The sequence below is a fragment of the Vibrio sp. Y42_MX_L11 genome (assembly GCF_024181785.1).
Taxonomy (GTDB): Bacteria; Pseudomonadota; Gammaproteobacteria; order Enterobacterales; family Vibrionaceae; genus Vibrio; species Vibrio diabolicus.
Genome location: NZ_JAMZAP010000005.1, coordinates 134,403 through 160,179 on the forward strand (window position 1 = coordinate 134,403; position 25,777 = coordinate 160,179).

Here is a 25,777-nt window from a genome sequence, read left to right on the forward strand (position 1 = left end):
AACTGACGCAATGGTATCACATCTTTAATTTGACGCTTCGCAGATATAAAAAAACCGCCCGGAGGCGGTTGATTCAATCATCTTTTGTTATTGCAGCTTGTTTTGCACAAAGGCAAGAATCTCTTCCATCAAGCTGTCGTCAACTTTCTTCAAGTTCAACGCCAGACTGCTACCTTTTCGGCTGTAGCTTGCTCGACCTTTTACTAAGTCGACTTTTTCGGTCTTCTTTCCAGGTTTTGCTGGTGCAAGCTCAGCAATCCAGTTTTCGATGCTTTCCGTGACTTCTTTTGTCAGACGAGCAACGCCTTGAGCTGTGCTTCGCTGCCATAAAAAGCCTTCGCTAGAGCGACACTTATCTAACAGCTCTTGCTGCTGCTCTGGCGTCAACGTTGAAAACTGTTTGTGCAGTTTCACGATAGTTGGACGACCAAGATCGCCGACATTGGGATACGCTTGAAGCAGTTCTAACGGTAATGCTGCGGCTTTTAAAGCGCCACTTACCAACGCTTCACTGCACTGGAACATTTTTGCCAATGCTTTCTGATCTTCAGCTTCACCACTATCTAGTTTAGCCTGCATCTCTTTACCTTTTTCGTATAAAGAGAGCGGTTTGTGAGCATTTGCCACATCAGACAAAAACTTAGCATGGTCAGTATTGATGTTGTCAGCAACATAAACCAAAAAATCTTGTTCAGCGAGGATACAAGACATGCGACGACGGCTACCATCTAAAACTTCAATCTTGCCATCTTTAGTTCTACGACCCACCGCTGGATATTGTTGGCCGCGCTCTTTGAGTGTGACTAAAACATCAGATAAAGCATGCTCGTTTAAGAACGATTGCTCACGAGCGTTATCAACAAACACCGTTGTTTCTGTCGCGACTTTCTCTGCAGGAATACGAACAAGTTCAAACTGAACAATATTTTCACCTGCGACAGCTAGCTCAATCGTTTGAGCTTTTTCTTTTGCCGCGGTTTGCGCCTCTTGTGGAGTCACAACACGACGTTTATTCGTTTTGCCAAATAATTTCGCGTTTAATTCAGACGTTTTCAAAGCCATTTACTTATTACCCCTGATTCAATGACGGCCAATTAGAATGCAGCACACGCTCTAATTCCAGTGCGCTTTTATGAACAGCATCTTGTGCGGTGGCTAGCGTCTTCTTACCGCCTTCAAAATCGCTTACTGTCAGATCAAATACTGTGCTGTAGGTATCGGCACAGGTTTCAAACGCACGGCTACGAGGGATAGTAGCCATCATAACTTGGTCACCTAGAAGATAGTTCATTTCAGTTAAAACAGAAACTTGCTTCTTATTGTCGTCCTCAAACATGGTTGGCATCAAGCGAACAAACTCAAGACCATTCCAGTCTTCCGGAAACATTTCATATACCGTAGGCAAATGCTGGAAGAAGTTTACTGTTGAAGCCCAGTCCAGACGCTTAGCCGCACAAGGGATTAACAACGCATTTGATGCATACATCGCATTCCATACTAGTGGGTCAACATGTGGGCCGGTATCAATCATGATGATATCGAAGTCATCAGCAATTTTATCAATCAGTTGCTCTTTTAGCAGACGAACGATATCGAGTGATGGATCTTCAGATAGCGTTTGCCATGCTTCAGCATTAAACATTGCGTCTTCTGGAAACGCTGAAATCGACTTTAAGTTCGGGTATTGCGTTGGCAGCAATACGTTTTTACGCAAAAATTCACTGTCAATTTCTACACCATCAGGCACGTTACCCAACATAATGTCTACAGCAGAATAGATATTGTCATGCTCTGCCATGCTGATTTGTGGGTTGAGGAATAAACGTAGCGAGCCTTGTGGGTCTAAGTCGATTAAACAAATACGGTAGCGTTTATCCAAATTTAGCGCTAAACATGCCGCTAAATGGACCGCTGTCATTGATTTACCTGTACCACCCTTCTGGTTCTGCACGTTAATAATCCAAGGTTTGTTACCTGAATTCTTCTTACGCTCATGAAATTTAGGCACTTCAGCCGCATCCATAAGCATATGTGCTTCTTCTAACGTAATTGAATAATGATTCGCGTTATTTTTAGTAAATTGATGGCCAGCCGCTTCCATCTTACCAATCGCGTCATCGAGCTTACGGCGAGTTAAACCTGAACGGGTTTCCATCATCGCCTTAGACATTGGTGGGAAATAGTTATCGCTTCGCTCTTCTAAAACAATTTCAATACGGTCAGCTTGAACCTGCTGAGTCAGCTCCGCCAACTCAAGAAGGTTTTCAATCGTTTTTTCTCTTTTCATGCCAAATTCCGTTGGAAGGATTTATGCTTGCAATTGTACATCAGTAAAGACCAAAAACAACAAAAAGGTGCACGAACATTTTGAATAACCATCACATAAAAAAACATTCAAATCGACGCTTTTATGATTTATGGTAAAAAACATAACTATTTTTAATTAAATAATCTTCGAATAAATGGACACCTTAAACTTAAAAATAAAAGTGTTACAGCGTCACCCATTTACAATGTAAATCAATTTTCTACCGGAACGATTATATTCTTAAGCTAAATTACGGATTATGTTAGGCCAACCTAATTTAAACAAAAAATAGAAAGCAATCTTTCAACATGAACGCTAATAACAACCTTGATCATGTATCCGAGCCACAAAGGGCAGTTCAAGTGATGTTCCTATGGAAGTATGATCAAGGTATGCTTATGATCATGCTTCCATGATAAAACACAAATACGAAAGCATGATCATGGAAAAATAGAGTAGACGAGGGTGTAAACACGCGGATTAAATAAGATCCATCAATCGGAAATATGATCAAGCTATAGAATCTCTCGGAAGCATGAGTTTTTGTCTCTAATTTACGGTTGAATGCAGTCAGAATGGGGGATGGAGAAGAAATTAGTGGATAGAGAAGCCGGAACAATGAAATTGTTCAAGTTACTATGATAAATCTTACTCTCATGATCATGCTTCCTAAGAATAGTCCGAAACTAGGTTTTACTGCGGAATAAGAGCTACTTGGATGCATTTTCATCACATGAGTAATTTATCATCAATATTGTCTCCAGAACGATAGCTATCTCAGCTCTTGATCATCGATCCGAGTATCAATAACATCGACAATGCTCAATAAAATTCTCATTAAGATCATTATTAAACACAGCATCTGTGGATAACCTGTAAAAACATCATGATCATCGTTTCATGACTCTTTTGATCATCTTTTCATAAACTTAATGATCATGCTTACGAGCAAATGTGATCATGCTTTCAGGCTATTGTTGATCATAGTTTCAGAATTAACATGATCATAGTTCCGACATGCATGAAAATAATCACTTTATAGAACATGTACTTAGCGGCAAAACGATAGCCAGATCATTAGATCATATAATCAATTAAGATCAGATTAATCAAAAAGATCAGTTATTTAAAAAACAATCTTTTTTCTTTATTTATGATCTGTTTTTCTTTATTCTTCGGAACCATAGCACAACTACGGCTAGTGTGATCTGGATCTAAAATGACGGCTGATGAAAAAATTCTGATTAAAGCACCTAGAAGCCATAAGGATGGCCATCTTTTTGAGGTACATGAATCCTCTGCAGATTGGGTAGAGCAGTACCAACATTTCAAAGGGGTGACCAAAAGCATCTTAGAGTTGCTTAATCTGATCTCATTGCGAGGTTTCAGCAGCAAAGATGGATTGGTTTCAACCACAGAGATTGTGGAAGCGACGGACGGACAACTCACTCGTGCAGCTCTGCAACAACGCTTACGTGCAGCAGTAAACATTGGTTTGTTTACTCAAACTCCAGTGCGGTTTGAAGAAGGACTTGCTGGTAAGACGATGTTACATAAGTTTGTTAATCCTAATCAGCTTATTTCAGTGTTGGGTGCAACAAGTCTTGTTACAGACAAAGTACGCCAAAACGAAAAGCAAAAACGTTCAAAAGCATTGGCTCAAACCCAAGTGAACAAGCGTTTGTTGAATGAACATGGGTTGAATACCCCTCCAACGATGAAAGATGAAGCCGATCAATTTGTCGTGTCTCCAACGAATTGGGCTGGGATCATTGACCAAGCACTTGCACCACCAAGAACTCGAAAAAGTTATCAGAAATCCATGGTGTCGATCTCTGGTACCAAAGCGGTTATTGAAACGCGATCATCCAAAAATATCATGACTGTGGATGATCTGATGACCTTGTTTGCTCTGTTCACATTGACCGTGCAATACCATGATCATCACAAAGATCAGTATCAACTCGACGCAGCACACGTGCCGAACAAGACGCCGTTATACATTACTGATATTTTGTCGCTTCGAGGCAAAAAAGACAGTGGTCCAGCACGTGATTCTATTCGCGACAGTATTGATCGTATTGAGTTTACCGATTTCCAGCTGCATGAACTTACTGGTCGTTGGCTAAGTGAAAACATGCCAGAAGGATTCAAAAGTGATCGTTTTCGTTTTCTTGCTCGAACCATCACTGCGTCTGAAGAAGCGCCTGTAGAGGGAAGCGATGGTGAAATTCGTATCAAGCCAAACTTGTACATTTTGGTTTGGGAGCCTTCGTTTTATGAAGAACTATTAACGCGTGATTATTTCTTCTTGTTCCCACCAGAGATCTTGAAGCAACATACTTTGGTATTCCAACTGTATTCTTTCTTCCGTAGCCGCATGGTGCGTCGTCATACTGACTGCATGCTGCTGAGTGAATTAAACCAGAAGCTGGCACGTAACATCGAATGGCGACGATTCTCGATGGATTTGATCCGAGAGCTGAAGCGTTTATCGGATGGTAAGGGAACGGATGAGCTGTTTGTCGTGAATTTATGGGGTTATCACCTGACGATCGAAACTATGATCGAGAATGACAAAGTGATGGACTACCAGATCGATATTAAATGCGATGTGGAAGAAGTCTTACGTTATTCACGTGCACGAACAACCAACGCAGGAAAGCGTAACATGGCGCCTACGCTGCCAAACCCACTTCGTAATGAGATGGTTACCCGACAACAGCTTGAAGAGCTCTCAGGCATCATAGACGGCGAATTTGAGCCTATCCAACGCAAAGCGCCATCTCCAAGAGGGAATTTAGGCCGCCGCGTGAAGCAAAGAAAACACCTGGTTGAGATCAATGCAGACGAGATCACCATTACTTTATCTAAATATACCTCACCAGAGGCTCTAGAACGCAGTATAACGGCTTTATCTGCGATGACAGGGCACTCGTATGCCTCAATCAAAGAAGAGTGCTCTGATTACATAGAGAAGCTTGATTGGCTAAGGGTAGGGGATGAGCCAATTCCTTATGAGACATTAAGCAAAACCGTCGAGCTGTTTAACACCCAAAATGATGTTAAGCACCTTACCATTGAGCGCTTGATTGCTGGATTAGCGGTACGTCGGAAAGTGTGCCGTCAAATCTTCGATGGCCATATGGATGAAATGGTATTCCGCGCTCTGGATGAAATGGCGATTTAAAAGCGTTGCTTGATGTGTATCAAGCAATAGGCGTGGCGTATTGATTTGAAATGTAACAATGTCTTTCGATGATAAAAAACAGACTTAACTCTAACAAATTACTGACATTAGGAGCTAAGCCTGAGACTACTATTTATCACGAATAGACAACCTTTTGTCCTTTCTGATGATTAATAGATTGGCTCATATTGTTACATTCATTCTGAATAGACTTCGCGAGTTTCTCCTCAGGAAACTCGCTTTTTTTTACCTCAAATTCCTCAAAGTAAGCCTTGATCATTTTTCCAGATTAATGAGATAAACCTTGATCATGCTTCTTGGCTTCATTCCAGTGTAAAGAACGCATCAAAGCAACATGCGACTCGATCAAGTTATATGCTTGTTGTTGCCACTCATTTTGATCACATTGCTGATTACAAAACTCTAACGCTAAAACGGTAAGGTGCTGAAGTCGCTTTAAACACCAATCTTTGATCAGAATATCGGTCGATACCTGACATGCCGCTTGCTCAAGCTTTGCGCTCGTGTAAAGCAAGGTTTGATACGCTTTTTGAGGATCTTGGTACCTAGCATGTTGAAACACACGTAAACAACCGTCTAGCCAGCAAGCAATCGCTTTGCTTTGAACTTCGTTTAGTTCTGGGCCAAACACGCCGTCGGGCGCTTGATATAAGATCGTTTCCAGTTTTTCAACTTGATCATGCTTCCGATGTTCATACCACATGGCGATCTGATCTTGCCAAGTCCTCAATTCCATTACGCAGCCTCAGTCCATTGTTTTACATAGTGATTGGGTCCTATTTGATCAAATTCGTCGACAATGATGCTGCTACGACTACGAATTTCATCGGCATCTATCGAATAGTTTGGCTCACTTTTCACTAAGTTACCAAAAGGAAGATCTGGATCTGGAACGGCTGAAATCAATAGTTTGGTGTACGGGTGCTGCGGATTCTTTAGTATTGAGTGTGTATCACCCCATTCAACGATTTGCCCTTTGTACATCACAGCTGTTTCTTCCGCGATGTAGTGTGCGGTCGCCAAATCATGAGTAATGTACAAAAAGCCGATTCCTAGCTCTTGCTTCATGCGCTGCATTAGATTCAGTACCCCGAGGCGAATGGAGACATCCAGCATAGATGTTGGCTCATCCGCAAGAATGATTTGCGAACCGACGGCGAGAGCACGTGCTAAGTTTACTCGCTGACGTTGTCCACCACTAAGCTCGTGAGGAAACTTATTTAATGTCTCTTCAGGTAGTTCCACCAGCTTTAAAAGCGCTTCCAAGCGGACAGGAATGTCACGCTCGCTTTTGATTTGCTTATGAATCTTTAAAGGGCGTGTGAGGTGATGGCGAATGGTATGAGTTGGATTGAGTGAACCAAACGGATCTTGAAACACCATTTGTATTTTACTGCGATACTCTTGGAGCGCTGAGCGTGACGTAATCTCATTGATATTAGTGCCATTGAAAAGGATCTCGCCTTCTGTTACCGGATAGACTTTAGTGATCAAGCGAGCACACGTACTTTTACCGCAGCCTGATTCTCCAACTAAAGCCAACGTTTTTCCTGCATACAGATCAAAGCTCACGCCTTGGAGCGCACGGAAGGTTTCCTCTTTCGCTAAACCACCGCCTACTCTGAACTCTTTAATCACGTTTTTCATTTGGATGATAGGCTGATTCATGATTACGCTCCTGGTTGCTCTGGTTGTTTGTGGACATCGTGGATGTTTGGGAAAGAAGCCCATAGCTTTTGTGTGTAGGGATGTTGAGGATTATTGCGAATTTCGTATGCCTGATTGACTTCGACGATTTCTCCATGCCGCATGATGGCAATGCGATCACACAATTGGCTCATCAGCGCCAAGTCGTGCGTAATAAAGAGTACTGAGAAGCCAAATTCATCTCTAAGCTGATAGATTTGTTGTAAAATCTCTCTTTGTACCACCACATCTAAAGCGGTTGTGGGCTCATCCATAATGATCAGCTTAGGGCTCAAAGACAAAGCAATAGCAATCACCAAGCGCTGACGCATTCCACCTGAAAATTGGTGAGGGTATTCCGTTAACCGTTCTCGTGGAATATTGACCAAGTCCAATAGTTTTTCTGCTCGATCTTTCGCTTGAGCGTTGGTGAGTCCTTGGTGATGACGCAATACATCTGCGAATTGCTCTTGGATCGTTAAGACAGGGTTGAGTGAGTTCATCGCGCTTTGAAACACCATGGCGATTTCACTCCACCTCAGAGCGGTTAGCTCAGAATCTGAGAGGCTAAGAATGTCTTTGCCATCAAACAATATTTTACCGCCAGAAATGAACGCTGGCGGCTTATGGAGACGATTGATCGAGAATGCGATCGTGCTTTTGCCACATCCCGATTCACCAGCAAGTCCAAATACTTCTCCTTTGCCGATATCGAAGCTGACGGATTTTACCGCATTAAAATCACCATTATCGGTGATGTAATCGACGCATAAATCTCGGATCTGGATGACCGGATTATTGTGGTATGCATGATTTAAGTTAATACCATCCATATAAACACCTTACTAATGTAAAAGATAATTATTATCATTATCAGGTGTGATGGTTTTTAGAAAGTGGCAAGCGGTGAATCAGTGAAGTGACTCGAAAGTTAGGCGAAATAAAAAGTGGTATCCGGCGTTGTTAATGAAGTCAAGGAAGACGAGAATTGAGAGCTGGATCAGCACACTTTTCTTAGGGGGAATTATTCAAATCTAATCGTAAATTTGCCCCTTGGCAAAACTTAAATGATGGATCTATTAAGGAGTTAACGAAAGGGCGGGAGGGGTCACATTTCCCTACAGTTTTTCTTACCACCTCGTTCCTGTTTTGCTATAGATTACGCATCGAAAACATGGTGTGTTCGGAGGAAATATGTCCATTAATTCTATCGACCATGACGAGATGACCAACATCGCTCACAAATGGGAATTACCTGATGAAGAAGCCGTTGTGAAGCCTGAGAAAACAGTGAAATCAGCAGAAGCCAGAAGACGCATTGAAGCGCTACGTGAAATCCGTGAAAGTGGATTGACCATTGAAGAAGCAAGGGAGCTTGGCTTGATACACTGATTGCTCTAGTTTGGTATAGCAATCCATAGGGTAGTCGTCGGGCTGCCCTTTTTATTTTTCGCTCCATTTTAGCCATAGCGTCTCACTACAACATCTCACATCTCTTTATTTTTCTTATCCAAACGTTCTAATTCACCTCTATTTCACCTAAAAAGTTCTAGATCCAAACTCATTTTCATCTGTGTAGAAGTTTGACAATCTTACCTAGCGTTACTAAAAGATATATCAATAGCGATATGCTTTTTGTTGATTATCGCGACCACAAAGCAAGGAGCGCGAGTATGGTTGACCAAATCCTTTTTTATGAGCCCGATGAGCCCCACGGTTTTCTTTCCAATTTTTGCCATGCCCCAGTCAATATATCCTCCCAAACTTGGCCCACCAGCGAACATTATTATCAAGCCCAAAAGTTCCTCGATGCGCAGTTACAAAGCAAAATTCAACACGCGAGCACTCCCGATGAAGCATTCGCCTTAAGCCGAAAATACGAACATTTCGTCAGAAGTGACTGGGAGGATATGAAGTTGGCCGTTATGGCTTTCATCGTTAGAGAAAAGTTTCTGCAAAATCCACCTTTAGCGCAGCAGTTAATGAGAACGGGTAACGCTTGTCTCACAGAGCATTCTCACAAAGATGCCTTTTGGGGGGATGGGGGAGACGGTAAAGGAGAAAATCATTTAGGAGAAATTCTGATGAACGTTCGGGCTGAGCTGAGACATGTCGAGCCCTACAATCTCGTGAAGTTCATCGATAAAGCCAAATTGCCTACCCAATGGGGCACATTTATGATGTATGGCTTCGTTGAAACTGCCACGAACAAAGAGCATCTTGCCCTCGTGTATGGAGAGCCTGCAAGCAGCGCTGCACCGCTTATTCGGTTGCATTCGGAGTGCCTTACTGGCGATGCCTTGTTTAGTACGCGTTGCGACTGTGGTTTTCAGCTCAATAGGGCGCTACAAAATATTGTCGAAGAGGGATGTGGTGTACTGCTTTATTTGCGTCAAGAAGGACGTGGTATTGGCTTGATTAATAAAATTCGAGCTTATCACCTCCAGGACGATGGCGCCGATACTGTAGAAGTCAATGAACGTTTGGGCTTTGCTGCCGATATGCGTGATTACGCATTCTGTAAAGGGATGTTAGAGCATTTGGGCATTGATGCGGTGCGACTAATGACGAACAACCCACGTAAGCTGGCTGCGTTAAAAGCGGTTGATATCAACGTCATTGAGCGTGTGCCCTTGCAAGAAGGTAATAATCCAAGCAATCAACACTACTTGCAAACTAAGGCGAGTAAATTAGGGCACATGTTTGATCCTAAGTTTGTCAATCACACCAAGTAAAGCATCATCTATGTCTCAATAGATGAAAACGCCAACGATAGAATCGTTGGCGTTTTCATTCGTTAGGTCATTTATTGATACCTTTGAATGATCTCATCAATTTCACCCGATGTTTTTAACTCAGCCAAACGTGTATTAATGTAGTCCTGAGTTTCTGGCTGCATTTGGGGCGAAAAGGCCAAATAGATCGAGTAGTCAGGGATAACTGAGTCGAAAGATTGGATCTGAAAATCTTCTAGCGACAAATTGAGGCGTTTTAAGTTGTACATAACGCGTGATTCCATTTCGACGAAGGCTGTATCTCCTGGTGTTCGGGTTATCACTCGATATGCGGCATCATAATCTTTAACGCGTATTTCATTCACACTACCATCCTCAAAGAATGGGATTAAATTCGGATAATCAAAACCGAGTAGTAATACGATAGATCGGCCATGCATGGTGTCCATATTCTTGAACTCTAACGGTTTCTCACTACTAGAGACCAATACATGTTTTACAGTGTAAATGGGCTCTTCAGACAAGTTTTCTGATTGCACCTTGCCCCAATTTGGGCTGCCGTAAGTTAGCCAGTTTGGTTCGCCACCTTCTTCTAATATGGAGATCATTCGTTTAAACGGATAAGTATGATAATTCACCTGATAATCTGATTCAGCGAAAATGGCACTGACGATGTCAGTCACAATCCCGGAATGCATTTGCCCCTGTTGTTCTATTTGAAATGGCCTTGCTTGGTCGGCGATAACGTAATAGTTCACTTCAGCGGCAGTAGCATAAGTTCCTATCGCAATAAAACTAAAAGCCAATCTAAGTAGAAGTCTTTTCATCGTATCCTCGATTATTATTTGCGCGTGGCTATATTTAGAGTAGCGCAAGTTTATCGGAGCGATTTCATATGGATGAAAAAGAGCGATCTCAACGTCGATTTAGTATCGGCAACCAACTTATGTTGGCGGTGCTAACGTTGAGTTTAATCTTTACTGTCATCATTTCCGCTGTGAGTTTATATCGAGTTTTTAACGAAGATTTAGCCCATTTGCACGTCGAGCTAAAGCAGGTCGAATCCAGTTACTTATCGAGCTTTTCTGCCAGCTTATGGGTGGAGGATAGGGAGCTGTTACTCACTCAAGCAGAGGGCGCAATGCGCATGCCCTCTGTGGATTATTTACGTATCGCTAATGAAGATGAAGTTATCGTCGAACTGGGCACCGCACTTTCTGAGGATGTCGTAGAAAGAAGTTGGCCGATGCAATATCGTGTTGGTGATAAAACCTATGATCTGGCGACATTGACTGTTCAGGCGGATCTGAGCTCGATTTATGAAGATCTTTGGCAACAATTTTTTTTCTTGCTCACGACAGAAGCGATCAAGATCCTATTGCTCATAATTGGCGTGCTTTGGGTCGCCTTCCGCCTCTTGGTCAATCCTCTCCAACTGCTTTCCGGCGCCGTGAGCGATTTTAGTGGCGGGAAGGTCCCAAGCAAAGTTACGCTCCCAAAGCGTTGGTGTTTTGATGAAGTGAGCGTGTTGGCGGAGAAATACAACCGAAGCGTTGAGAAAGTCCGTGAGCATCAGACTGAACTTGAAGAAGAAAGAGATAGAGCGGAAGTCGCCAACCGCAAAAAAAGTGAATTTCTTGCCACCATGAGCCATGAAATTCGAACACCGATGAATGGCATTATTGGTGTCGCTTCATTACTGGGTGACACCAAACTCGATCCTCAGCAAAAAGAGTTTGTAGAGATCATCGATAGTTCTTCTCACTCTTTAATGACGATCATCGACGATATTCTCGACTTTTCTAAAGTCGAAGCAGGTAAAGTCGAATTAGAAAATGCGAGCTATGATCTGCGCCGTATTTTGGATGATGTGATCAGCTTACACGCCGTCAAAGCCAAGCAGAAGAATCTGCAATTGCTTAGCGATATTGATCCTCACTTGCCAGCGGAAGTGCAAGGTGATGCTGCACGCTTAAAACAGGTATTGAACAATTTGTTGAGCAACGCGATCAAATTTACTGATCGTGGTCATGTGAAGCTTCTTGTTGAGTTAACACGTCAAGAGCATGATGTCGCCATGATTCGATTTCGCGTTGTTGATTCTGGCATTGGTATTGCGAAAGAGAACCAACAAGCGATCTTCGAACGTTTCCAACAAGCCGATGGCAGTACAACCAGAAAGTACGGTGGTACCGGCCTTGGTTTGGCGATTGGTGCTCAGTTGGTGAACTTAATGGGAGGAGAAATCCAACTGACAAGTGAGTTGGGGCTTGGTAGTTGTTTTGAGTTTTCGATTCCAGTTGTAGTAAAAGCACATTCTACTTACACGGAACGACCTAATGTTTTGACGTTTCCAAAAGTTGAAGATAATGAAACCAGCCTCCAGCATGACAATCAACCTTGGGTATTGATTGTTGAAGATACCATCGTAAACCAGAAAGTCGTCCGTATTATGTTGGAAAAGCTCGGCGTTCGAGTGAGCGTCGCAAATCATGGTGAAGAAGCGCTTCAGCTATGTGAGAAGCAAGCTTTTGACTTGGTGTTTATGGATTGCCAAATGCCAGTGATGGATGGCTTCATTACTACTGAGCGTATTCGACAAATGGGAGAGTGGGGGAAACACGTTCCCATTATTGCGTTGAGTGCCAATGTTATTAAAGAAGATCAACAACATTGCTTTGACGTCGGTATGAATGAGTTTGTCGCCAAACCTGTGACCAAAGATCGGTTGCATCAAATATTCGAGCAGTTTTTACCAAAAGCGCTGAAAATCAGTGCGGGTCCCAAATAGTTAACTTGAAATTGATCAAGTTAAGTGCGTTTCTATTCTGCAATTGTAACTCTGTATGCTATAGTGCGCGGCTAGTATTTAAAGTACCTTGAGGCTGTAAATGTCGTTCAATCTATCCCTATTGCCGCCTGATGAAAAAAACAAAATCGAACTGGATAAACAAGCGTCGTTTTTGGTTTGGAAGCTCAGAGAGGCCAAATCTGGTCCTGAAGCAATAGAAGAACAGTTGTCCAAGATTAACGATGCTGATGAAAAAGCGTTTTTTCAGCAATCGGTCGAAAAGTACAAACGAGTAATGGGTGTCGCTTAACGCGAATCGTGACAACGGTATAAAACTATGTGGCGAATGAGGTAACCTCCCCATTCCTTTGCTAAGCGAAATTGAAAAGGTTTCGCTTTTTGCTAAAATCCTTCGCATTAAATTTGAATTTAGAGAGACATCCCGATGGGAAGAAGTTTTGAAGTGCGCAAAGCCTCTATGGCGAAAACTGCAGGCGCGAAAATTAAAGTTTATTCCAAATACGGTAAAGAAATTTACATGTGCGCGAAAAACGGCGGTAGTGACCCAGACATGAACTTGTCTCTTCGCCACCTGATCGCGAAAGCGAAAAAAGATCAGGTACCAGCGCACGTTATCGACAAAGCACTAGACAAAGCGAGTGGCGGCGGTGGTGAAGATTACCAACCTGCGCGCTACGAAGGCTTCGGCCCTGGCGGTACTAGTGTTATCGTTGACTGTCTGACCGATAACGGCAACCGTACTTTCCAAGATGTACGCCAATGCTTTGTTAAAGTGGGTGCGAAAATTGGTGTTGAGGGCTCAGTTTCTCACATGTTCGATCACCAAGCGGTATTCCAGTTCAAAGGCGACGATGATGAGATCATCCTAGAAACGCTAATGATGGAAGATGTAGACGTAACTGACGTTGAGCTAGAAGACGGTGTGATCACTGTATTCGCTCCTCATACAGAGTTCTTCAAGACGAAAACAGCACTAAATGGTGCGTTCCCAGATCTAACGATCGATGTGGAAGAAATCACTTTCGTTCCTCAAACTCACACGCCAGTAGCGGGTGAAGATGCTGAGAAGTTCCAGAAATTCCTAGATCTTCTAGATGACTGTGACGACGTTCAGCAGGTTTACCACAACGCAGAGCTATAATTTCTTAGCTTCCACCGTTGTAAAAAGGCTTCCCGAGGGAAGCCTTTTTTGATCGCACTTTTTGCTAGCAGCATTATGCGTTGCGATATTTGGAATAACACAGTGACATGATCACACCAAAACAGATGCCTTGCGTCAGCATGGCCGTGCCGCCGTAACTAAAGAACGGCAAAGGGCTTCCCATTACTGGCAACAAGCCGCTCACCATACCTGTATTGATAAAAGCATACAGGAAAAAGCTCATCGCTAATGCGCCACTCACAAGCCGACTAAAAAAGTGGTCAGACTGACATGCAAGCAACATGACGCGCGCGGTAATAAACAAGTACAGTGCGAGCAAGACTAAACTACCAACAAAACCCCACTCCTCGGCATAAGTCGAAAAAATAAAGTCCGTATGACTTTCTGGAATAAAGCCAAGTGTTCCTTGCGTAGCATTCATCCAACCTTTGCCTTTCATTCCGCCGGAGCCTATCGCAATTAAAGATTGGATGATTTGGTAGCCCGAACCTAACGGATCCGACTCCGGGTGCAAGAACTGAGTAACGCGGCTTTTTTGATACGTTTCCATGACGAAGAACCACAAAATAGGCGCCAACGTTAATATACTCGCGACAAAGCCACCGATTATTTTCCAGCTCATGCCAGCTAAAAATAAAACGAATAAGGCGTAAATGACGGTAAAAACTGCACCGTCTAAATCCGGTTGTAGCGCGATTAACCCAGCAGGAATCATTGTGATGAGTAAGCAGAATGCGATTTTCCTACTATCTGGTCTGCCACCTTCAATATGTAGCATCCACGCGATCATGATTGGAATCGATAGTTTGATTAGCTCCGAGGGTTGAAAGCGAAAAAAGCCAATATCGAGCCAACGTTGAGAGCCATTAGTGCTATCGCCAAACAAAGCGACAGCAAGTAGCAGCGCAACCGCAATAATGTAGAGATATGGAGCTGAGCGTTGATAGCTAGCGGCGGGAATCGATGACATGACCAATATACAAACCAAGGTCAGTCCGCAGCGTGCTAAATGCTTGAAGAGCATGGCCTCATTAAAGCCACTGGCACTCCAAAGTGTTAGTGTACTCAATAGCATGATCGGAATGATCGCCATCAGCAGTGGCAAATCGACCCTGGGGAAAAAACGCTTATTCATTTTCTACGACCTAATAACGCACCCAGTTCGAGCGCGAAAACAACCAGAACTCGAGAGTTCGAACTATTCCGATGCTAAGAATCCTATTTGGAAATAACAGACACCATGCAAAGGTGTGTATGAGAGGAGCGTCGATGTCGTCTGTTATGGGTAAGCTGCTTGGAAAGCTGTGGAATGGATAAATACACTAGACGCAGGTTTTAAGCCAGTATTTTTATTCCTATTGTGGTGAAAGACAGACGCTTACAAACAAGCTGGGATAAATGTTCTCTTTAAGGATGGAATGTCATTCATCGCAGCAAACAACCATTCACTCCGCATAACTGCCATTGGTCGCATGCAAAAGCAGCGTGCGATCTTCTCCCTTAATCTGAAACCATCAAATCACGTTCAACAAGGACAGTACATGATGGTTTCTCAATCTCGCTCAATCAAAGCTCTTAAACTGGCAAGTACGTTTATCGCCGCATTTGCACTCAGCAGCAATCTGGCTCTGGCTAACCCAAGCGAGCGCACACTCAGTCAATTCAACCAAGCGGCGCAGGGTGACTCTGGTTTAGTTGATACCGTTTACGGCGAATTATCTAAACAACTCGAAGAGCAAGGCGCAACGCCGGTGACGTTGGTTTACTTGGGCAGTGCTGAGACATTGCAAGGCCGTGAGGCGTTTATGCCTTGGAACAAGATGAAGTTCACCGAGCGCGGTCTTGCGACAATCCAAAAAGGTTTGGATTTAATGGCGAATCAGCCAGTACCACTGCAAGAGCAACAACGCTTACAAGGCTTGCCGGAATACCAATTAGCCACCGCCATGGCAGCCACCACCTTTACTTCTCTACCTGACATGTTCAATCACTTTGAGCGTGGCTACGAGCTGTACCTTTCTCTGCTCGATGAACCGAGTTTTAGCCAGCAACCTTTCGCCGCAACGTCTTGGATTTATCGCTACGCCATTGAAGCTGCATTGCGCGCTGAAGATGTTCAACAAGCCAAAACATGGTTAGCTCAAATGGAGCAATTGGGTGACAGCAATCTAGAAACGCAAACCGCGAAAGCGCTGTTAGCGAAATATTAGGGAGGCGTCATGATCGTTTTTAATCAACTTAGCCGCGACTACGCCCTTGGCAGCCAAACGGTGCGTGCATTGCGAGACGTTTCTGGTGAAGTATTTGCCGGCGAAATGGTGGCATTGTGCGGGCCGTCTGGCTCAGGCAAGAGCACCTTACTTAACGTACTTGGCATGCTAGATACTCAATACCAAGGTCAGGTGACATTTGCAGGCAGCCCATACCCAACCGGACAAATGCAAGCTGCGAAAATGCGCCGTGAAAAGCTTGGTTTTGTGTTCCAAAAATTCAACCTTGTTCCCGTGATGACAGCGTTAGAGAACGTGGCGTATCCGCTACACCTCAACGGCTTTTCAAAAGCAGAGCAAACCGAGCTCGCCACACAAATGCTAGAACACGTTGGTTTGGGCGAGTTTATTCATCATATGCCCGATAACTTGTCGGGCGGCCAGCAGCAGCGTGTAGCAATTGCGCGTGCGTTAGTACACAAACCAGCATTGGTGATTGCGGATGAGCCAACCGCAAGTCTTGATAGCCAAACTGCCAACAAGGTCATCGACATTATGAAAGGGCTCGGACACGAGCTTGGTACCACTTTTATTGTCGCCACTCACGACCCTCGTATGGCATCCCGCTGTGACCGCACCATTGAATTGGTGGATGGCAAAATTACCCAAACGCACGCAAGTGTGGAGGAGGTTTCATGGGCAAGCTAATTCCAGTTTCCGTTCGCCTTGCTTGGTTGAACCTGCAACGCAATCGCCGCCGCAGTTTGTTGTCGATGCTGATCATCGCCATTGCCGTGTTTGCCTTAACCAGTGCGGGCGGTTTTGGTCTGTACACCTACGACAGTTTGAAAGAATCGACAGCGCGTGACACGGGGCATCTGACGCTGACCACACCGGGTTACTTCGCCAAAGAAGAAGAGATGCCGCTGAGTAACGGTTTAACTCATGCAGACGACATTACCAAGCAATTGATTGGGTTGAATGAAGTGCGAGGCGTGCAGCCACGAGTTGAGTTCAGCGGTTTGATTTCCAACGGCAACAAGTCCTCGATCTTTATCGGTATTGGTGTTAACGAACGAGAATTCGATATGAAAGGCCCGTTTTTGGACGTGCGTGAAGGGCAAACACTGTCCAACATTCATGCATCGCGTTATGACCCTGCAGAGCCAGAGGTGATGCTCGGCGTTGATTTGGCGAACAACCTAAGCGTGCACGTTGGCGATTGGATTACCTTGCTGGCGACCACTACCGATGGCGCATTGAATGCGTATGACTTCAAAGTACGTGGCATCTACTCAACAGGCGTGCCTGAGCTTGATAAACGCCAGCTTTACGTACACATCAACAGCGCGCAATCGTTGTTGAGCTCAGACAAAGTCAGCGCGCTATCGGTCTTCCTATTCGATACCAGTTTAACGAGCCAAGTCGAGCAACAAGTGGCTTCGGTTCTGATTAAGCAAAAACAGAACTTTGGAGATCAAGATATTGAGATTACACCTTGGCAAGAACGTGCGTTCTTCTATCTCAAAGTGAAAGATTTGTACGACCGTATTTTCGGCATCATGGGTGCAGTGATGGCGCTGGTGGTCTTTGTCGCGCTGTTCAACACCATGACCATGTCGGTCACCGAGCGTACACGTGAAATTGGCACCTTGTCAGCACTTGGTAGCTACCCTCGCGAAATCATTGCTGGGTTCTTGCGCGAAGCAGGGTTACTTGCGGTGATTGGCAGTTTAATCGGCGCTTTGTTTACGGCGCTAGTGACAGTCTTGTTGATGGTTATAGATGTGCAAATGCCTCCACCGCCGGGCCGCACCGAAGGTTACCCACTAACGATTTACTTCTCTTGGGAGTTGGTGGCTGTCGCAGGATTTGCAGTATTGATGATTTGTTTGGTTGCGGCGTTTTTCTCTGCACGCAAAGGGGTGAACAAGCCAATTACGGAGGCTCTGATTTATGTTTAATTTCAAATCACTATTACCAATTGCACTGCTGACGGCAAGCGGCATTGTAAGCATGAATGTCAGTGCGAATGAAACAGCGCTAGATGCACAACAAGTCGCGCAATTGATTGAAAAAGCGGACAGCTACCGCTTACAAGATGATTCCTCCAAAGTGGTGTCACTGGTGCGCTTATATCAAGACCAAGAGTTAGATAAAACCCGCCTTTACCACGTGTACACGCGTCCAAATCGTGAATCGCTGGTGGTGTTCAAATCAGCAGTCGAAGCTGGGCAAAAGATGCTGATGATGGGCGACAACTACTGGCTGCAAATGCCAAAGAGCCGCCGTCCGATTCGCATTACGCCAATGCAGAAGCTGCTTGGTGAAGCGTCTATCGGCGACATCTCAACCCTGACGTGGAGCCAAGATTATCAAGGTGAATGGAAAGCGACAGAAACTGTTTCGGTGAATGGAGAAAGTGTTGCGGCTTATCACCTTGCTTTAACCGCGAAAACCAAAGGGGCGAGTTATCAGAAGATCGACTTATGGTTGTCTGAGCAAGATGCGTTTCCAATCAAAGCCGATCTTTACTTGCGCTCTGGCAAACTCGCCAAGCAAGCGGAGTACGGACGTGCAAGCGACAACGGTGAAGACTACGTCAGTGAGATGACCTTGCTTGATAGCATTCAGCCGAGCAAAAAGACCGTTATCGAGTATCAAGAAATCGTGCCTTGGCAGCTGGATAACAAGTTCTACAACCCAAGCTATTTGCCTAAAGCCAATACGACTCAGCTTTAGTCTGAGCTTCGTAAATAGAACCATGAAAACGAGCAAGGAAGTCACATGAAATCGCGTCAGCCTAACCTTAACAAAAGCACCAGTTTGTTGATTGCTGCCTCATTGTGTGTGGGCGCGTCAGCCCCTGCTTTTGCCAATGACGAACTGAGTTTTGAGTGGGATTGGGCTGTCAGTTACGAAACGGCCAAGCAGCGTGACAGCGGATTTATGCAGGCGCAGGGCAGTTCTCGTGATTCACTTAATGCACTCTTGGATGTGCAGGTGAACTATCAAAACTTCAGTGGCTTGTTTGCTCTGTACAGCCAAGGTTTGTACCTCAATCAACAAGGAGAGAGTGATTGGTGGAGTGAAGCTGATAACCAATTGCTGATTCGAGAGCTGGCTTGGCTAGGGGAGTGGCAAGTCGGCGATACCACTGTTGATGTGAGCTTAGGTAAGTTGCGCGTGGATTGGGGCGTAGGTTATGGCTACCGACCTTTGGATCTGTTTAAGCCGTATCGACAAAACCCTGTTGGCTTAGTCGCAGAAGAGGGGGCGGGTGTGTTTTCACTTTCACACTACGATATGGCCGGCGAATGGACCGTCATTGCGACCGATTCAAGCTGGGGGCAACAAGACCAAAGTGCACTTGATCAAGCCGCAGAGCAGCAAGGTGTTGGTATTCGTCGTTATGCGCTGGTGGGTGACACCGAGTATCAACTTATTGGTTATTACGATGATGTGCGCCGAGGTTTACTTGGAGCCAGTGTAATTGCGGTGTGGGATGAATCCATCGCAATGCACGGTTCCATGCTGTGGCAAAAGCAAAGTGTCGGCTATCAGTTTCAGCAGGATGATCTTTACCGGCCCGTTTCGGTTGAGGAGCAGGGCAGCGTATTCCAAGCCTTAGTTGGATTGAACTGGGCAAACCAAGCCGGACACAATGTGATTGCTGAGTATTGGTACGACAGCCGGGCATGGTCGAAAAGCGAGTGGAAACAAGCAATCGAACGTGGCGAATTTCTCTCTCAACCCCTTAATCCCCAAACGTCTCTACTTGCAACAAGCTACGCCCAAGGGTTTCAGCATGCCAATATCGTTCAGCATAACGTAATGCTGCACTGGAGTTGGGATTTGGAAGCGTGGGCTGCATGGAGCGGCAAAGCGGATATGGGCTGGTTAAGTGATGTAACCCCTACGTTGGATGTGATGCTGTCGCCACAAGATGGCGGTGTGATTGTCACGCAGTGGCTTAATTACCAATGGATTGATACCGGCGATCAAAGTGTAGAAGTGGAAGTTGCCGCACGCTTTTTAACCGGAGACGACCAATCTGCTTACGCACAAATCAATGATAAGCATATGATTGTATTTAACATCAAAGGGAAATTCTAAATGTATTCAGCTAAGTTAATGGTAGAAAGTGGATGGCTACGCAGTGTGGTTGTCACGACTTTATTCTGTTTGTTTATCTCGGTAATGACATTGTCTGTTTGGGGTGGTCCTTACTATGTGCATGTATTGGTGAGTTTTGGTTTTGGTTACTCCGCCTTGTTCTTCTCTTGGTTAGTCGACAAGTTGTTTCCTAGCATCCCTCGTAGACTAGAAATTGCTTTGTCACTGACCGCCTGTTTGTTGTTTGGCGTCATTAATGCGCAGTTTTGGCTCGGTGAATACTTCGGCATTTCGGGCATGCTGCCAGTGTTGTTGATGGGCTTGTTATTCAGCGGCATGTGTTACTTTTATTTCCACTCACGAGAGAAAGAAGCGATTGCTCAGCGTGAATTAGAGAGTATCAAGCGTGAAAAGGCAGAGCAGGAACGTGCACTGTTGCTAAGTCAGCTTAAACAGATGCAAAGCCAGATTGAACCGCATTTCCTATTTAATACCTTGGCAAATATCAGCGCGTTGATGTCCCAGGACGTTGATAAGGCCAAGCAGATGTTGGATCAACTTACCGCACTATTACGTGCGACGCTAAAAAGCTCACGTGAAGAGCACACCACGATTGAGAATGAAATTGCCTTAATTGAAGCCTACTTGAGTATTCAGAAGATACGTCTGGATGGACGTCTAAGCTACAAAATTGAAGTAGAAGACGGTTTAGGAACAACAGAACTGCCACCGATGATGTTGCAACCTTTGGTGGAGAATGCCATTGTTCACGGTATTGAGCCAAAGCGAGAAGGCGGCGAACTCAGTTTACTCATCAAGCGCGAACAACAGAACTTGCAGATTGAAGTCAGAGACAATGGTGTTGGCTTAAATCATGTTAGTGGGCACATGGGCTCTGGCGTGGGTTTGAGTAATCTCAAGCAGCGAGTTGAAGCTTTGTTCGCAGGGCAAGGAGAGATTTCTATCAGTGAGTCTGCTCAGGGTGGCGTTTGTGTTCGCTTGACCTGGCCAATGGAATCGTAAGCAAGGAAGAAAGGAATGAATACAGGGTTTACTGCCATTATTGCTGATGATGAACCGCTATTGAGGCGTCATCTTGATAAAAGCCTAGCTGAAGTGTGGCCAGAGCTAGAGGTGATAGCCAAAGTCGCAGATGGTGAACAAGCGTTGCAAGCCATTGAGAAAAACCAACCTGACATTGCGTTTCTTGATATTCGTATGCCAGTTCTGGATGGCATGACACTAGCGCAAAAACTCAATCAACTCGCCAATCCACCTTTGATTGTGTTTGTTACCGCGTACGATGATTACGCCATCAAAGCCTTTGAACAAAATGCCGCCGATTATTTGCTCAAGCCTATCTCGGATGAGCGCCTCCTGACGACGTGTGAAAGAGTGAAAGCACGCCTTGCTAAGCGAGAGCAAGAAAGCAGCAATGTGCAGATGAACAGCCTGTTAGAACAGTTACAACAATTATCCGCGCCTCAAACGCCGCAATATCTTCAGTGGATCAAAGCAACGCAAGGGGAAGATATTCATCTGATCGCCACGTCTGATGTGCTGTATTTCAAAGCGGAAGAAAAATACGTTTCTGTGTATGCCCAACAAGGACAAGGTAAAGTGCAGGAGTATTTGATTCGCACATCGTTGAAAGAGTTGATAGGGCAGCTTAACCCAGAACAGTTCTGGCAAGTGCACCGTTCAAGCGTGGTGCAAGTGTGCAAAATTAGCAAGGTAAACAAAGACTTTGCAGGCAGAATGTTTGTTCACGTTGGAGAAAACAAGCTCCCCGTGAGCCGTGCATCTCAAAGTTTGTTCAAAGGGATGTAATCGCTAGAACTGTTCACTCTTTACACTGTAAACTCGCTGCTCTTAACCCACATTATCAAGGAAGATAAATGAGTTATCGCGTAACCCTCTTAAATGCAACGGGAGAGTTGTCTCCACTCGCTGAGTATTTACATCAGAAACTTGATGATCTGAGCTCACTGCTTTCTAGTTACTTTGATTTAAGCAACAACGATTTAAGTAACGTCGACCTGACTGTTAGCCCGTTTGATCGCAATGACGTTCCGCAGACGGGGATTGGTGGCTATTGCTTAAGCGCCTATCGTGTAGAGATTTTGCTTGATACGCAACGTGCAGATATTAAAAACGTTATTGAGAAAGAACTAGCTGCGGTGCTAGCGCATGAGTTGCATCACCTGTTCCGTATGCGAGCGGGAGAGAATGGCGTTGCGCTTGGTGATGTGCTGATTATGGAAGGGTTAGCTTGTCATTTCGAACGCAAGGTAAATGGTGGCGTCACTCCGAGCTTGTTTGAGAATATCAAAGATCAAGATTGGCGTCCTTTCTATGCTGAGATGAAAGACAAGCTGACCAGTTTAGATTACAACTTCGATGCTTACTTTCTTGGCAGTGATGAAAGCCGCTGGCCGAAGTACATGGGGTATTGGGTCGGGTACAACCTTGTCGCGGAATATCTGGCTGATTCTCAGGGCTCTGAACTGGATTTGGTTGGAGCAAAAGCCGAGCTTTTCTATCAATAACTCCGGCACAAGCCAAACTAATAGGCTGAGTTGTAAAAACAAAAAGCGCCTAAGTCATCAGAGATTAGGCGCTTTTTTCGTTTTATAGTGATGATCTCTCCGAAAAGGCGAGTGTGCTTATTCGCTGATCGTCACTTTCTCGATAATGATTGGATCGCATGGCACATCATCATGACCAAGCTTAGAAGTTGTTTTCACTTTCGCGATGCGGTTTACGACATCCATACCCGCGGTCACTTTACCAAATACCGCGTAACCCCAGCCTAGGTTGGTAGTTGCGGTGTGATCTAGAAAATCATTGTCTTCCAAGTTAATGAAAAACTGTGCCGTTGCAGAGTGCGGTGCATCGGTACGCGCCATTGCTATAGTGCCAACAAGGTTCTTTAGACCTCGGTTTGCTTCGTTCGCAATCGGGGCACGCGTTGGCTTTTCTGCCATGTCTTCGGTGTGACCGCCACCTTGGATCATAAAGCCGTCGATAACGCGGTGGAAAATGGTGCCGTTGTAGAAGCCATCTTCACAGTATTTTTTAAAGTTCTTTGAGCTAACTGGCGCTCGTTCTAGATTCAATTCAATTTCGATGTCACCGAAATTGGTGGTCATGATAATCATCTGGTTTTGCCCTTATGGGTGCTTAGTTGGCGGCATTATAGCTAAGTCGCTTGAGGATAGCAGAAATAAAAACAGCGACGTTAAGGCGTCGCTGTTTCTACTATTAAGTATGGTTAAGGAAGTTAAACCGTGAAGCGTCCCACCAAGTCGTAAAGCTCGTTGGCTTTGTGATTGAGGTTTTGGCTGCCCGAGCGATTTTGATTGGCAAGGTGCGCCGATTGACTACTTTGCTGAGAAATGACTTCGATGCGTTGTGAAATCTCTCGTCCAACTTGGCTTTGCTCTTCGGTCGCGGTAGCGATCAGCGTGTTCATGTCCATGATATTCGCAATCGCTGCTTGAATATCTTGCAGCGCAACCGATGCAGCACGTGCTTCTTCTACTGTCGCTTCGCCACGTGCTTGGCTAGATTCCATCGCTTTTACTGCGGCATCCGAACCTGCTTTAAGTTGATCGATCATCTTGTGAATGTCACCTGTGCTGTCCTGAGTGCGGCTTGCAAGCTTACGCACTTCATCCGCTACAACTGCGAATCCGCGTCCTTGGTCGCCCGCTCGTGCCGCTTCAATGGCGGCATTTAGCGCAAGCAAGTTGGTTTGTTCAGCAATATCTTGGATGACTTCAAGTGAGGATGAGATGTTCTGCACGTCACTCTCTAGACGTGAAATTACAGTGCTTGCTTCAGAGACCTCATTCGCTAGCGCTTCAACGGAATTAGCGGCGGAGTCTACGATGTGTTTCGCTTGTTGTGCGTTGTCATCGGCGTTTTTAGCGGAATCGGCGGCTTGGTTTGCGTTGCCAGAGATCTCGTGAGCGGTGGCCGTCATTTCTGTCATTGCTGTCGCGACTTGTTCCGTTTCCTCACGTTGACCTGAAGCCAATTCATCCACTTGTGAGGCGCGTTGAGACATGTTGTTAGTTTCTGATACTACCTCTTGTCCGACATGGCTGACGCTCTTAATAATTCCTTGCAAGCTCTCAACGAAGATATTGAAGTTATGCGCGAGCTGTTTAAATTCTGGCACGCTAGATTCTTCCATACGCGCGGTTAAGTCGGCGTCACCTTGCGCGAAAGATTGGATTGAGCTGTCAAACTGTTCAATAGGGCGCATAATGCTACGGTTGACGAGTACGGCAAAAATGGCCACGACAACGGCAATAGAGACACAAAACATAGCAATAGCGGCTAAGGTATTGTTTAGCTCATCGTTCGCTGTGTTTTCCATCTCTGTAATGATCGCATCGATATCATCAGTATAAAAACCTGTGCCAATCATAATATCCCACTTGGGAATGAACATGGAGTAGCTGAGTTTAGGTAATGCTTCGGTTTGCCCTAACTTAGGGAAGTAGTAGGTTGTGAAGTCACCCGTTTTGGCGTTTTTCAACAGGTCTTGGATCAGGTAGTTGCCTTTTTTGTCTTGCAGGTTATAGAAGTTTTCTCCAACCCCTTTATTGTTTTTTCCGACAACAACACGCACGCCTTTTGAGTCGTACGCAAAAATATAACCTGATTGGCCGAACTCTAGCTCTTTGAGCACTGGAATGGCTTCTTGCAATGAGGCATTACGATCCAATAACGGTTTGAGTGCGGAATGAGCCATCTGCACATAGTTTTTCAGTTCCGCTTTCTTCATCGCCATCATCGTCGTGTGCGTATGATTGATTTGTTGTTGGTTGTAGGTACTGGTTTGGAGGTAGGTAAACCACATCATACCCAAAGCAATCGTTAACACGGGAATGATGGAAAGAATATAAAGTCGCTTTCTTATCGTTAGATTCATAGGTACTTCCTTACGTCTCGGCGCAGCGTTACAAACTGGTAAACTTCAATAGCTTTACCAAATAAAAGTGTTAATAATTATTTTTGTACTGATTGCAGATTAACCGAGTTGGCGGGTGAGAAGTACAGGAAGTTGGTGATCGTGGACGAGAGAGATTCACATTTTTAAGCAGGATCACAATTAGCGAGAGCATTGGCCCGAGTTGCAGCGGGAGCTACCAGTAAGCCAGTATGAGACACGATACCTATTGTTGGCAAAACGCAGGTAAAGCCAGTCGGCAATTGGCTTGAGTAATGGCCAACGTAGTGGAGCATATAGCCAACCTCGACCGACCAACTGCCATGCTCGGTGAGTCACATCAAGACCAAGTATCAGTTCATTGTTGTCATTCAGCGCATGCAAAATCGTATTGGCTTTTTGCGCGTCTATCTGTGGGTAATCAGAAAAGTCATCGCTGTAGATATCGACGATTTTTATCGCTTGTTTTACATCTCGTCGCTTAAGTGCGTACATTTCTTTGGCGCACAGTGGGCAAGTTCCGTCATAAAATATGGTGAGTTTTGTCATTGCGATCGTCTTATTATTTGATTTG

At 44.8% G+C, this 25,777-nt stretch carries 24 protein-coding genes; 14 read left to right on the forward strand and 10 right to left on the reverse strand.

Annotated features, from left to right (window positions below; translation table 11 throughout):
* Positions 1-87: 87 nt before the first annotated feature.
* Both NL643_RS07350 and NL643_RS07355 read right to left on the reverse strand, forming a co-directional pair.
* A complete protein-coding gene (locus tag NL643_RS07350; protein WP_006740903.1) occupies positions 88-1,062 on the reverse strand; it encodes a ParB/RepB/Spo0J family partition protein in 975 nt (324 codons plus the stop codon).
* 7 nt (positions 1,063-1,069) lie between these two features.
* On the reverse strand, positions 1,070-2,287 hold the full coding sequence (locus tag NL643_RS07355) for an AAA family ATPase (RefSeq protein ID WP_005374503.1): 1,218 nt from the start codon (positions 2,285-2,287) through the stop codon (positions 1,070-1,072).
* A gap of 1,240 nt (positions 2,288-3,527) precedes the next feature.
* Here NL643_RS07355 and NL643_RS07360 point away from each other — a divergent pair.
* Positions 3,528-5,498, forward strand: a complete 1,971-nt coding sequence (locus NL643_RS07360) for a replication initiator protein RctB domain-containing protein (RefSeq protein ID WP_104972136.1) — start codon at positions 3,528-3,530, stop codon at positions 5,496-5,498.
* A gap of 289 nt (positions 5,499-5,787) precedes the next feature.
* Here the strand turns inward: NL643_RS07360 and NL643_RS07365 are convergent, their stop codons facing one another.
* The 3 genes from NL643_RS07365 to NL643_RS07375 are packed head-to-tail and all read right to left on the reverse strand — an operon-like array spanning position 5,788 to position 8,038.
* Entirely contained in the window at positions 5,788-6,255 is a 468-nt protein-coding gene (locus NL643_RS07365; protein ID WP_164665986.1) for a transcriptional regulator, read from the reverse strand.
* Positions 6,255-7,187 carry an ATP-binding cassette domain-containing protein gene (locus NL643_RS07370; protein WP_253644189.1) on the reverse strand — a complete coding sequence of 311 codons (933 nt, stop codon included), beginning with the start codon at positions 7,185-7,187 and terminating at the stop codon, positions 6,255-6,257. The genes NL643_RS07365 and NL643_RS07370 overlap by 1 nt, the downstream gene beginning before the upstream one ends.
* A 2-nt stretch (positions 7,188-7,189) precedes the next feature.
* Positions 7,190-8,038 (reverse strand): ABC transporter ATP-binding protein, encoded by an 849-nt coding sequence (locus NL643_RS07375; RefSeq protein WP_253644190.1) that lies wholly within the window; start codon positions 8,036-8,038, stop codon positions 7,190-7,192.
* A gap of 361 nt (positions 8,039-8,399) precedes the next feature.
* On the opposite strand from NL643_RS07375, the gene NL643_RS07380 reads away from it, so the two are divergent.
* Together NL643_RS07380 and ribA are read left to right on the forward strand one after the other, a co-directional pair.
* Positions 8,400-8,597 carry a PA3496 family putative envelope integrity protein gene (locus tag NL643_RS07380; RefSeq protein WP_005392088.1) on the forward strand — a complete coding sequence of 66 codons (198 nt, stop codon included), beginning with the start codon at positions 8,400-8,402 and terminating at the stop codon, positions 8,595-8,597.
* 281 nt (positions 8,598-8,878) lie between these two features.
* Complete coding sequence (gene ribA, locus NL643_RS07385) at positions 8,879-9,940, forward strand: GTP cyclohydrolase II (protein ID WP_253644191.1); 1,062 nt, start codon at positions 8,879-8,881, stop codon at positions 9,938-9,940.
* A 71-nt stretch (positions 9,941-10,011) separates the two neighbouring features.
* Here the strand turns inward: ribA and NL643_RS07390 are convergent, their stop codons facing one another.
* Complete coding sequence (locus NL643_RS07390) at positions 10,012-10,767, reverse strand: ABC transporter substrate-binding protein (RefSeq protein ID WP_006740908.1); 756 nt, start codon at positions 10,765-10,767, stop codon at positions 10,012-10,014.
* A 68-nt stretch (positions 10,768-10,835) separates the two neighbouring features.
* On the opposite strand from NL643_RS07390, the gene NL643_RS07395 reads away from it, so the two are divergent.
* The 3 genes from NL643_RS07395 (at position 10,836) to NL643_RS07405 (ending at position 13,893) form a co-directional block, all read left to right on the forward strand.
* Positions 10,836-12,731: an ATP-binding protein gene (locus NL643_RS07395; RefSeq protein ID WP_253644192.1), complete on the forward strand. Its 1,896-nt coding sequence runs from the start codon at positions 10,836-10,838 to the stop codon at positions 12,729-12,731.
* Between the two features lie 100 nt (positions 12,732-12,831).
* Positions 12,832-13,041: a DUF3283 family protein gene (locus NL643_RS07400; RefSeq protein ID WP_005374484.1), complete on the forward strand. Its 210-nt coding sequence runs from the start codon at positions 12,832-12,834 to the stop codon at positions 13,039-13,041.
* Between the two features lie 135 nt (positions 13,042-13,176).
* Positions 13,177-13,893 (forward strand): YebC/PmpR family DNA-binding transcriptional regulator, encoded by a 717-nt coding sequence (locus NL643_RS07405; RefSeq protein WP_005392082.1) that lies wholly within the window; start codon positions 13,177-13,179, stop codon positions 13,891-13,893.
* Between the two features lie 73 nt (positions 13,894-13,966).
* On the opposite strand, the gene rodA is transcribed toward NL643_RS07405, so the two are convergent.
* Positions 13,967-15,049 (reverse strand): rod shape-determining protein RodA, encoded by a 1,083-nt coding sequence (gene rodA, locus NL643_RS07410; RefSeq protein WP_046875633.1) that lies wholly within the window; start codon positions 15,047-15,049, stop codon positions 13,967-13,969.
* Between the two features lie 406 nt (positions 15,050-15,455).
* Here rodA and NL643_RS07415 point away from each other — a divergent pair, with 406 nt between their 5' ends.
* From NL643_RS07415 to NL643_RS07450, 8 genes are all read left to right on the forward strand, one after another.
* The gene (locus NL643_RS07415) at positions 15,456-16,124 is read left to right on the forward strand and encodes a hypothetical protein (RefSeq protein ID WP_017189795.1); all 669 of its coding nucleotides are present in this window, start codon (positions 15,456-15,458) and stop codon (positions 16,122-16,124) included.
* A gap of 9 nt (positions 16,125-16,133) precedes the next feature.
* Entirely contained in the window at positions 16,134-16,832 is a 699-nt protein-coding gene (locus NL643_RS07420) for an ABC transporter ATP-binding protein (protein ID WP_005374479.1), read from the forward strand.
* Complete coding sequence (locus tag NL643_RS07425) at positions 16,820-18,088, forward strand: ABC transporter permease (RefSeq protein ID WP_253644193.1); 1,269 nt, start codon at positions 16,820-16,822, stop codon at positions 18,086-18,088. Before NL643_RS07420 ends, NL643_RS07425 begins: the two co-directional genes overlap by 13 nt.
* On the forward strand, positions 18,081-18,866 hold the full coding sequence (locus NL643_RS07430; RefSeq protein ID WP_053809298.1) for an outer membrane lipoprotein-sorting protein: 786 nt from the start codon (positions 18,081-18,083) through the stop codon (positions 18,864-18,866). Before NL643_RS07425 ends, NL643_RS07430 begins: the two co-directional genes overlap by 8 nt.
* 45 nt (positions 18,867-18,911) lie before the next feature.
* Positions 18,912-20,240, forward strand: a complete 1,329-nt coding sequence (locus NL643_RS07435) for a hypothetical protein (protein ID WP_253644194.1) — start codon at positions 18,912-18,914, stop codon at positions 20,238-20,240.
* On the forward strand, positions 20,241-21,263 hold the full coding sequence (locus NL643_RS07440) for a sensor histidine kinase (protein ID WP_085342429.1): 1,023 nt from the start codon (positions 20,241-20,243) through the stop codon (positions 21,261-21,263).
* A 15-nt stretch (positions 21,264-21,278) separates the two neighbouring features.
* Positions 21,279-22,070, forward strand: a complete 792-nt coding sequence (locus tag NL643_RS07445; RefSeq protein WP_053809536.1) for a LytTR family DNA-binding domain-containing protein — start codon at positions 21,279-21,281, stop codon at positions 22,068-22,070.
* Positions 22,071-22,138: 68 nt separating this feature from the next.
* Positions 22,139-22,789: a DUF2268 domain-containing putative Zn-dependent protease gene (locus NL643_RS07450; protein ID WP_253644195.1), complete on the forward strand. Its 651-nt coding sequence runs from the start codon at positions 22,139-22,141 to the stop codon at positions 22,787-22,789.
* Between the two features lie 117 nt (positions 22,790-22,906).
* Here NL643_RS07450 and NL643_RS07455 read toward each other — a convergent pair whose 3' ends face one another.
* The 3 genes from NL643_RS07455 to NL643_RS07465 all read right to left on the reverse strand — a co-directional run bounded on the left by NL643_RS07455 (position 22,907) and on the right by NL643_RS07465 (position 25,752).
* A complete protein-coding gene (locus NL643_RS07455; RefSeq protein WP_020195057.1) occupies positions 22,907-23,401 on the reverse strand; it encodes a peptidylprolyl isomerase in 495 nt (164 codons plus the stop codon).
* Positions 23,402-23,523: 122 nt separating this feature from the next.
* Complete coding sequence (locus NL643_RS07460) at positions 23,524-25,185, reverse strand: methyl-accepting chemotaxis protein (RefSeq protein WP_253644196.1); 1,662 nt, start codon at positions 25,183-25,185, stop codon at positions 23,524-23,526.
* 180 nt (positions 25,186-25,365) lie between these two features.
* Complete coding sequence (locus NL643_RS07465) at positions 25,366-25,752, reverse strand: thiol-disulfide oxidoreductase DCC family protein (RefSeq protein ID WP_104972148.1); 387 nt, start codon at positions 25,750-25,752, stop codon at positions 25,366-25,368.
* Positions 25,753-25,777: the final 25 nt, after the last annotated feature.

Coding starts and splice junctions, on each gene's coding strand:
- NL643_RS07355 (WP_005374503.1), bottom strand. CDS start 2,287: ATGAAAAGAGAAAAAACGATTGAAAACCTTCTTGAGTTGGCGGAGCTG.
- NL643_RS07445 (WP_053809536.1), top strand. CDS start 21,279: ATGAATACAGGGTTTACTGCCATTATTGCTGATGATGAACCGCTATTG.
- NL643_RS07365 (WP_164665986.1), bottom strand. CDS start 6,255: ATGGAATTGAGGACTTGGCAAGATCAGATCGCCATGTGGTATGAACAT.
- NL643_RS07350 (WP_006740903.1), bottom strand. CDS start 1,062: ATGGCTTTGAAAACGTCTGAATTAAACGCGAAATTATTTGGCAAAACG.
- NL643_RS07400 (WP_005374484.1), top strand. CDS start 12,832: ATGTCGTTCAATCTATCCCTATTGCCGCCTGATGAAAAAAACAAAATC.
- NL643_RS07415 (WP_017189795.1), top strand. CDS start 15,456: ATGATGGTTTCTCAATCTCGCTCAATCAAAGCTCTTAAACTGGCAAGT.
- NL643_RS07430 (WP_053809298.1), top strand. CDS start 18,081: ATGTTTAATTTCAAATCACTATTACCAATTGCACTGCTGACGGCAAGC.
- NL643_RS07380 (WP_005392088.1), top strand. CDS start 8,400: ATGTCCATTAATTCTATCGACCATGACGAGATGACCAACATCGCTCAC.
- NL643_RS07420 (WP_005374479.1), top strand. CDS start 16,134: ATGATCGTTTTTAATCAACTTAGCCGCGACTACGCCCTTGGCAGCCAA.
- NL643_RS07360 (WP_104972136.1), top strand. CDS start 3,528: ATGACGGCTGATGAAAAAATTCTGATTAAAGCACCTAGAAGCCATAAG.
- NL643_RS07425 (WP_253644193.1), top strand. CDS start 16,820: ATGGGCAAGCTAATTCCAGTTTCCGTTCGCCTTGCTTGGTTGAACCTG.
- NL643_RS07440 (WP_085342429.1), top strand. CDS start 20,241: ATGTATTCAGCTAAGTTAATGGTAGAAAGTGGATGGCTACGCAGTGTG.
- NL643_RS07370 (WP_253644189.1), bottom strand. CDS start 7,187: ATGAATCAGCCTATCATCCAAATGAAAAACGTGATTAAAGAGTTCAGA.
- NL643_RS07390 (WP_006740908.1), bottom strand. CDS start 10,767: ATGAAAAGACTTCTACTTAGATTGGCTTTTAGTTTTATTGCGATAGGA.
- NL643_RS07450 (WP_253644195.1), top strand. CDS start 22,139: ATGAGTTATCGCGTAACCCTCTTAAATGCAACGGGAGAGTTGTCTCCA.
- ribA (WP_253644191.1), top strand. CDS start 8,879: ATGGTTGACCAAATCCTTTTTTATGAGCCCGATGAGCCCCACGGTTTT.
- NL643_RS07455 (WP_020195057.1), bottom strand. CDS start 23,401: ATGATTATCATGACCACCAATTTCGGTGACATCGAAATTGAATTGAAT.
- rodA (WP_046875633.1), bottom strand. CDS start 15,049: ATGAATAAGCGTTTTTTCCCCAGGGTCGATTTGCCACTGCTGATGGCG.
- NL643_RS07375 (WP_253644190.1), bottom strand. CDS start 8,038: ATGGATGGTATTAACTTAAATCATGCATACCACAATAATCCGGTCATC.
- NL643_RS07465 (WP_104972148.1), bottom strand. CDS start 25,752: ATGACAAAACTCACCATATTTTATGACGGAACTTGCCCACTGTGCGCC.
- NL643_RS07460 (WP_253644196.1), bottom strand. CDS start 25,185: ATGAATCTAACGATAAGAAAGCGACTTTATATTCTTTCCATCATTCCC.
- NL643_RS07395 (WP_253644192.1), top strand. CDS start 10,836: ATGGATGAAAAAGAGCGATCTCAACGTCGATTTAGTATCGGCAACCAA.
- NL643_RS07405 (WP_005392082.1), top strand. CDS start 13,177: ATGGGAAGAAGTTTTGAAGTGCGCAAAGCCTCTATGGCGAAAACTGCA.
- NL643_RS07435 (WP_253644194.1), top strand. CDS start 18,912: ATGAAATCGCGTCAGCCTAACCTTAACAAAAGCACCAGTTTGTTGATT.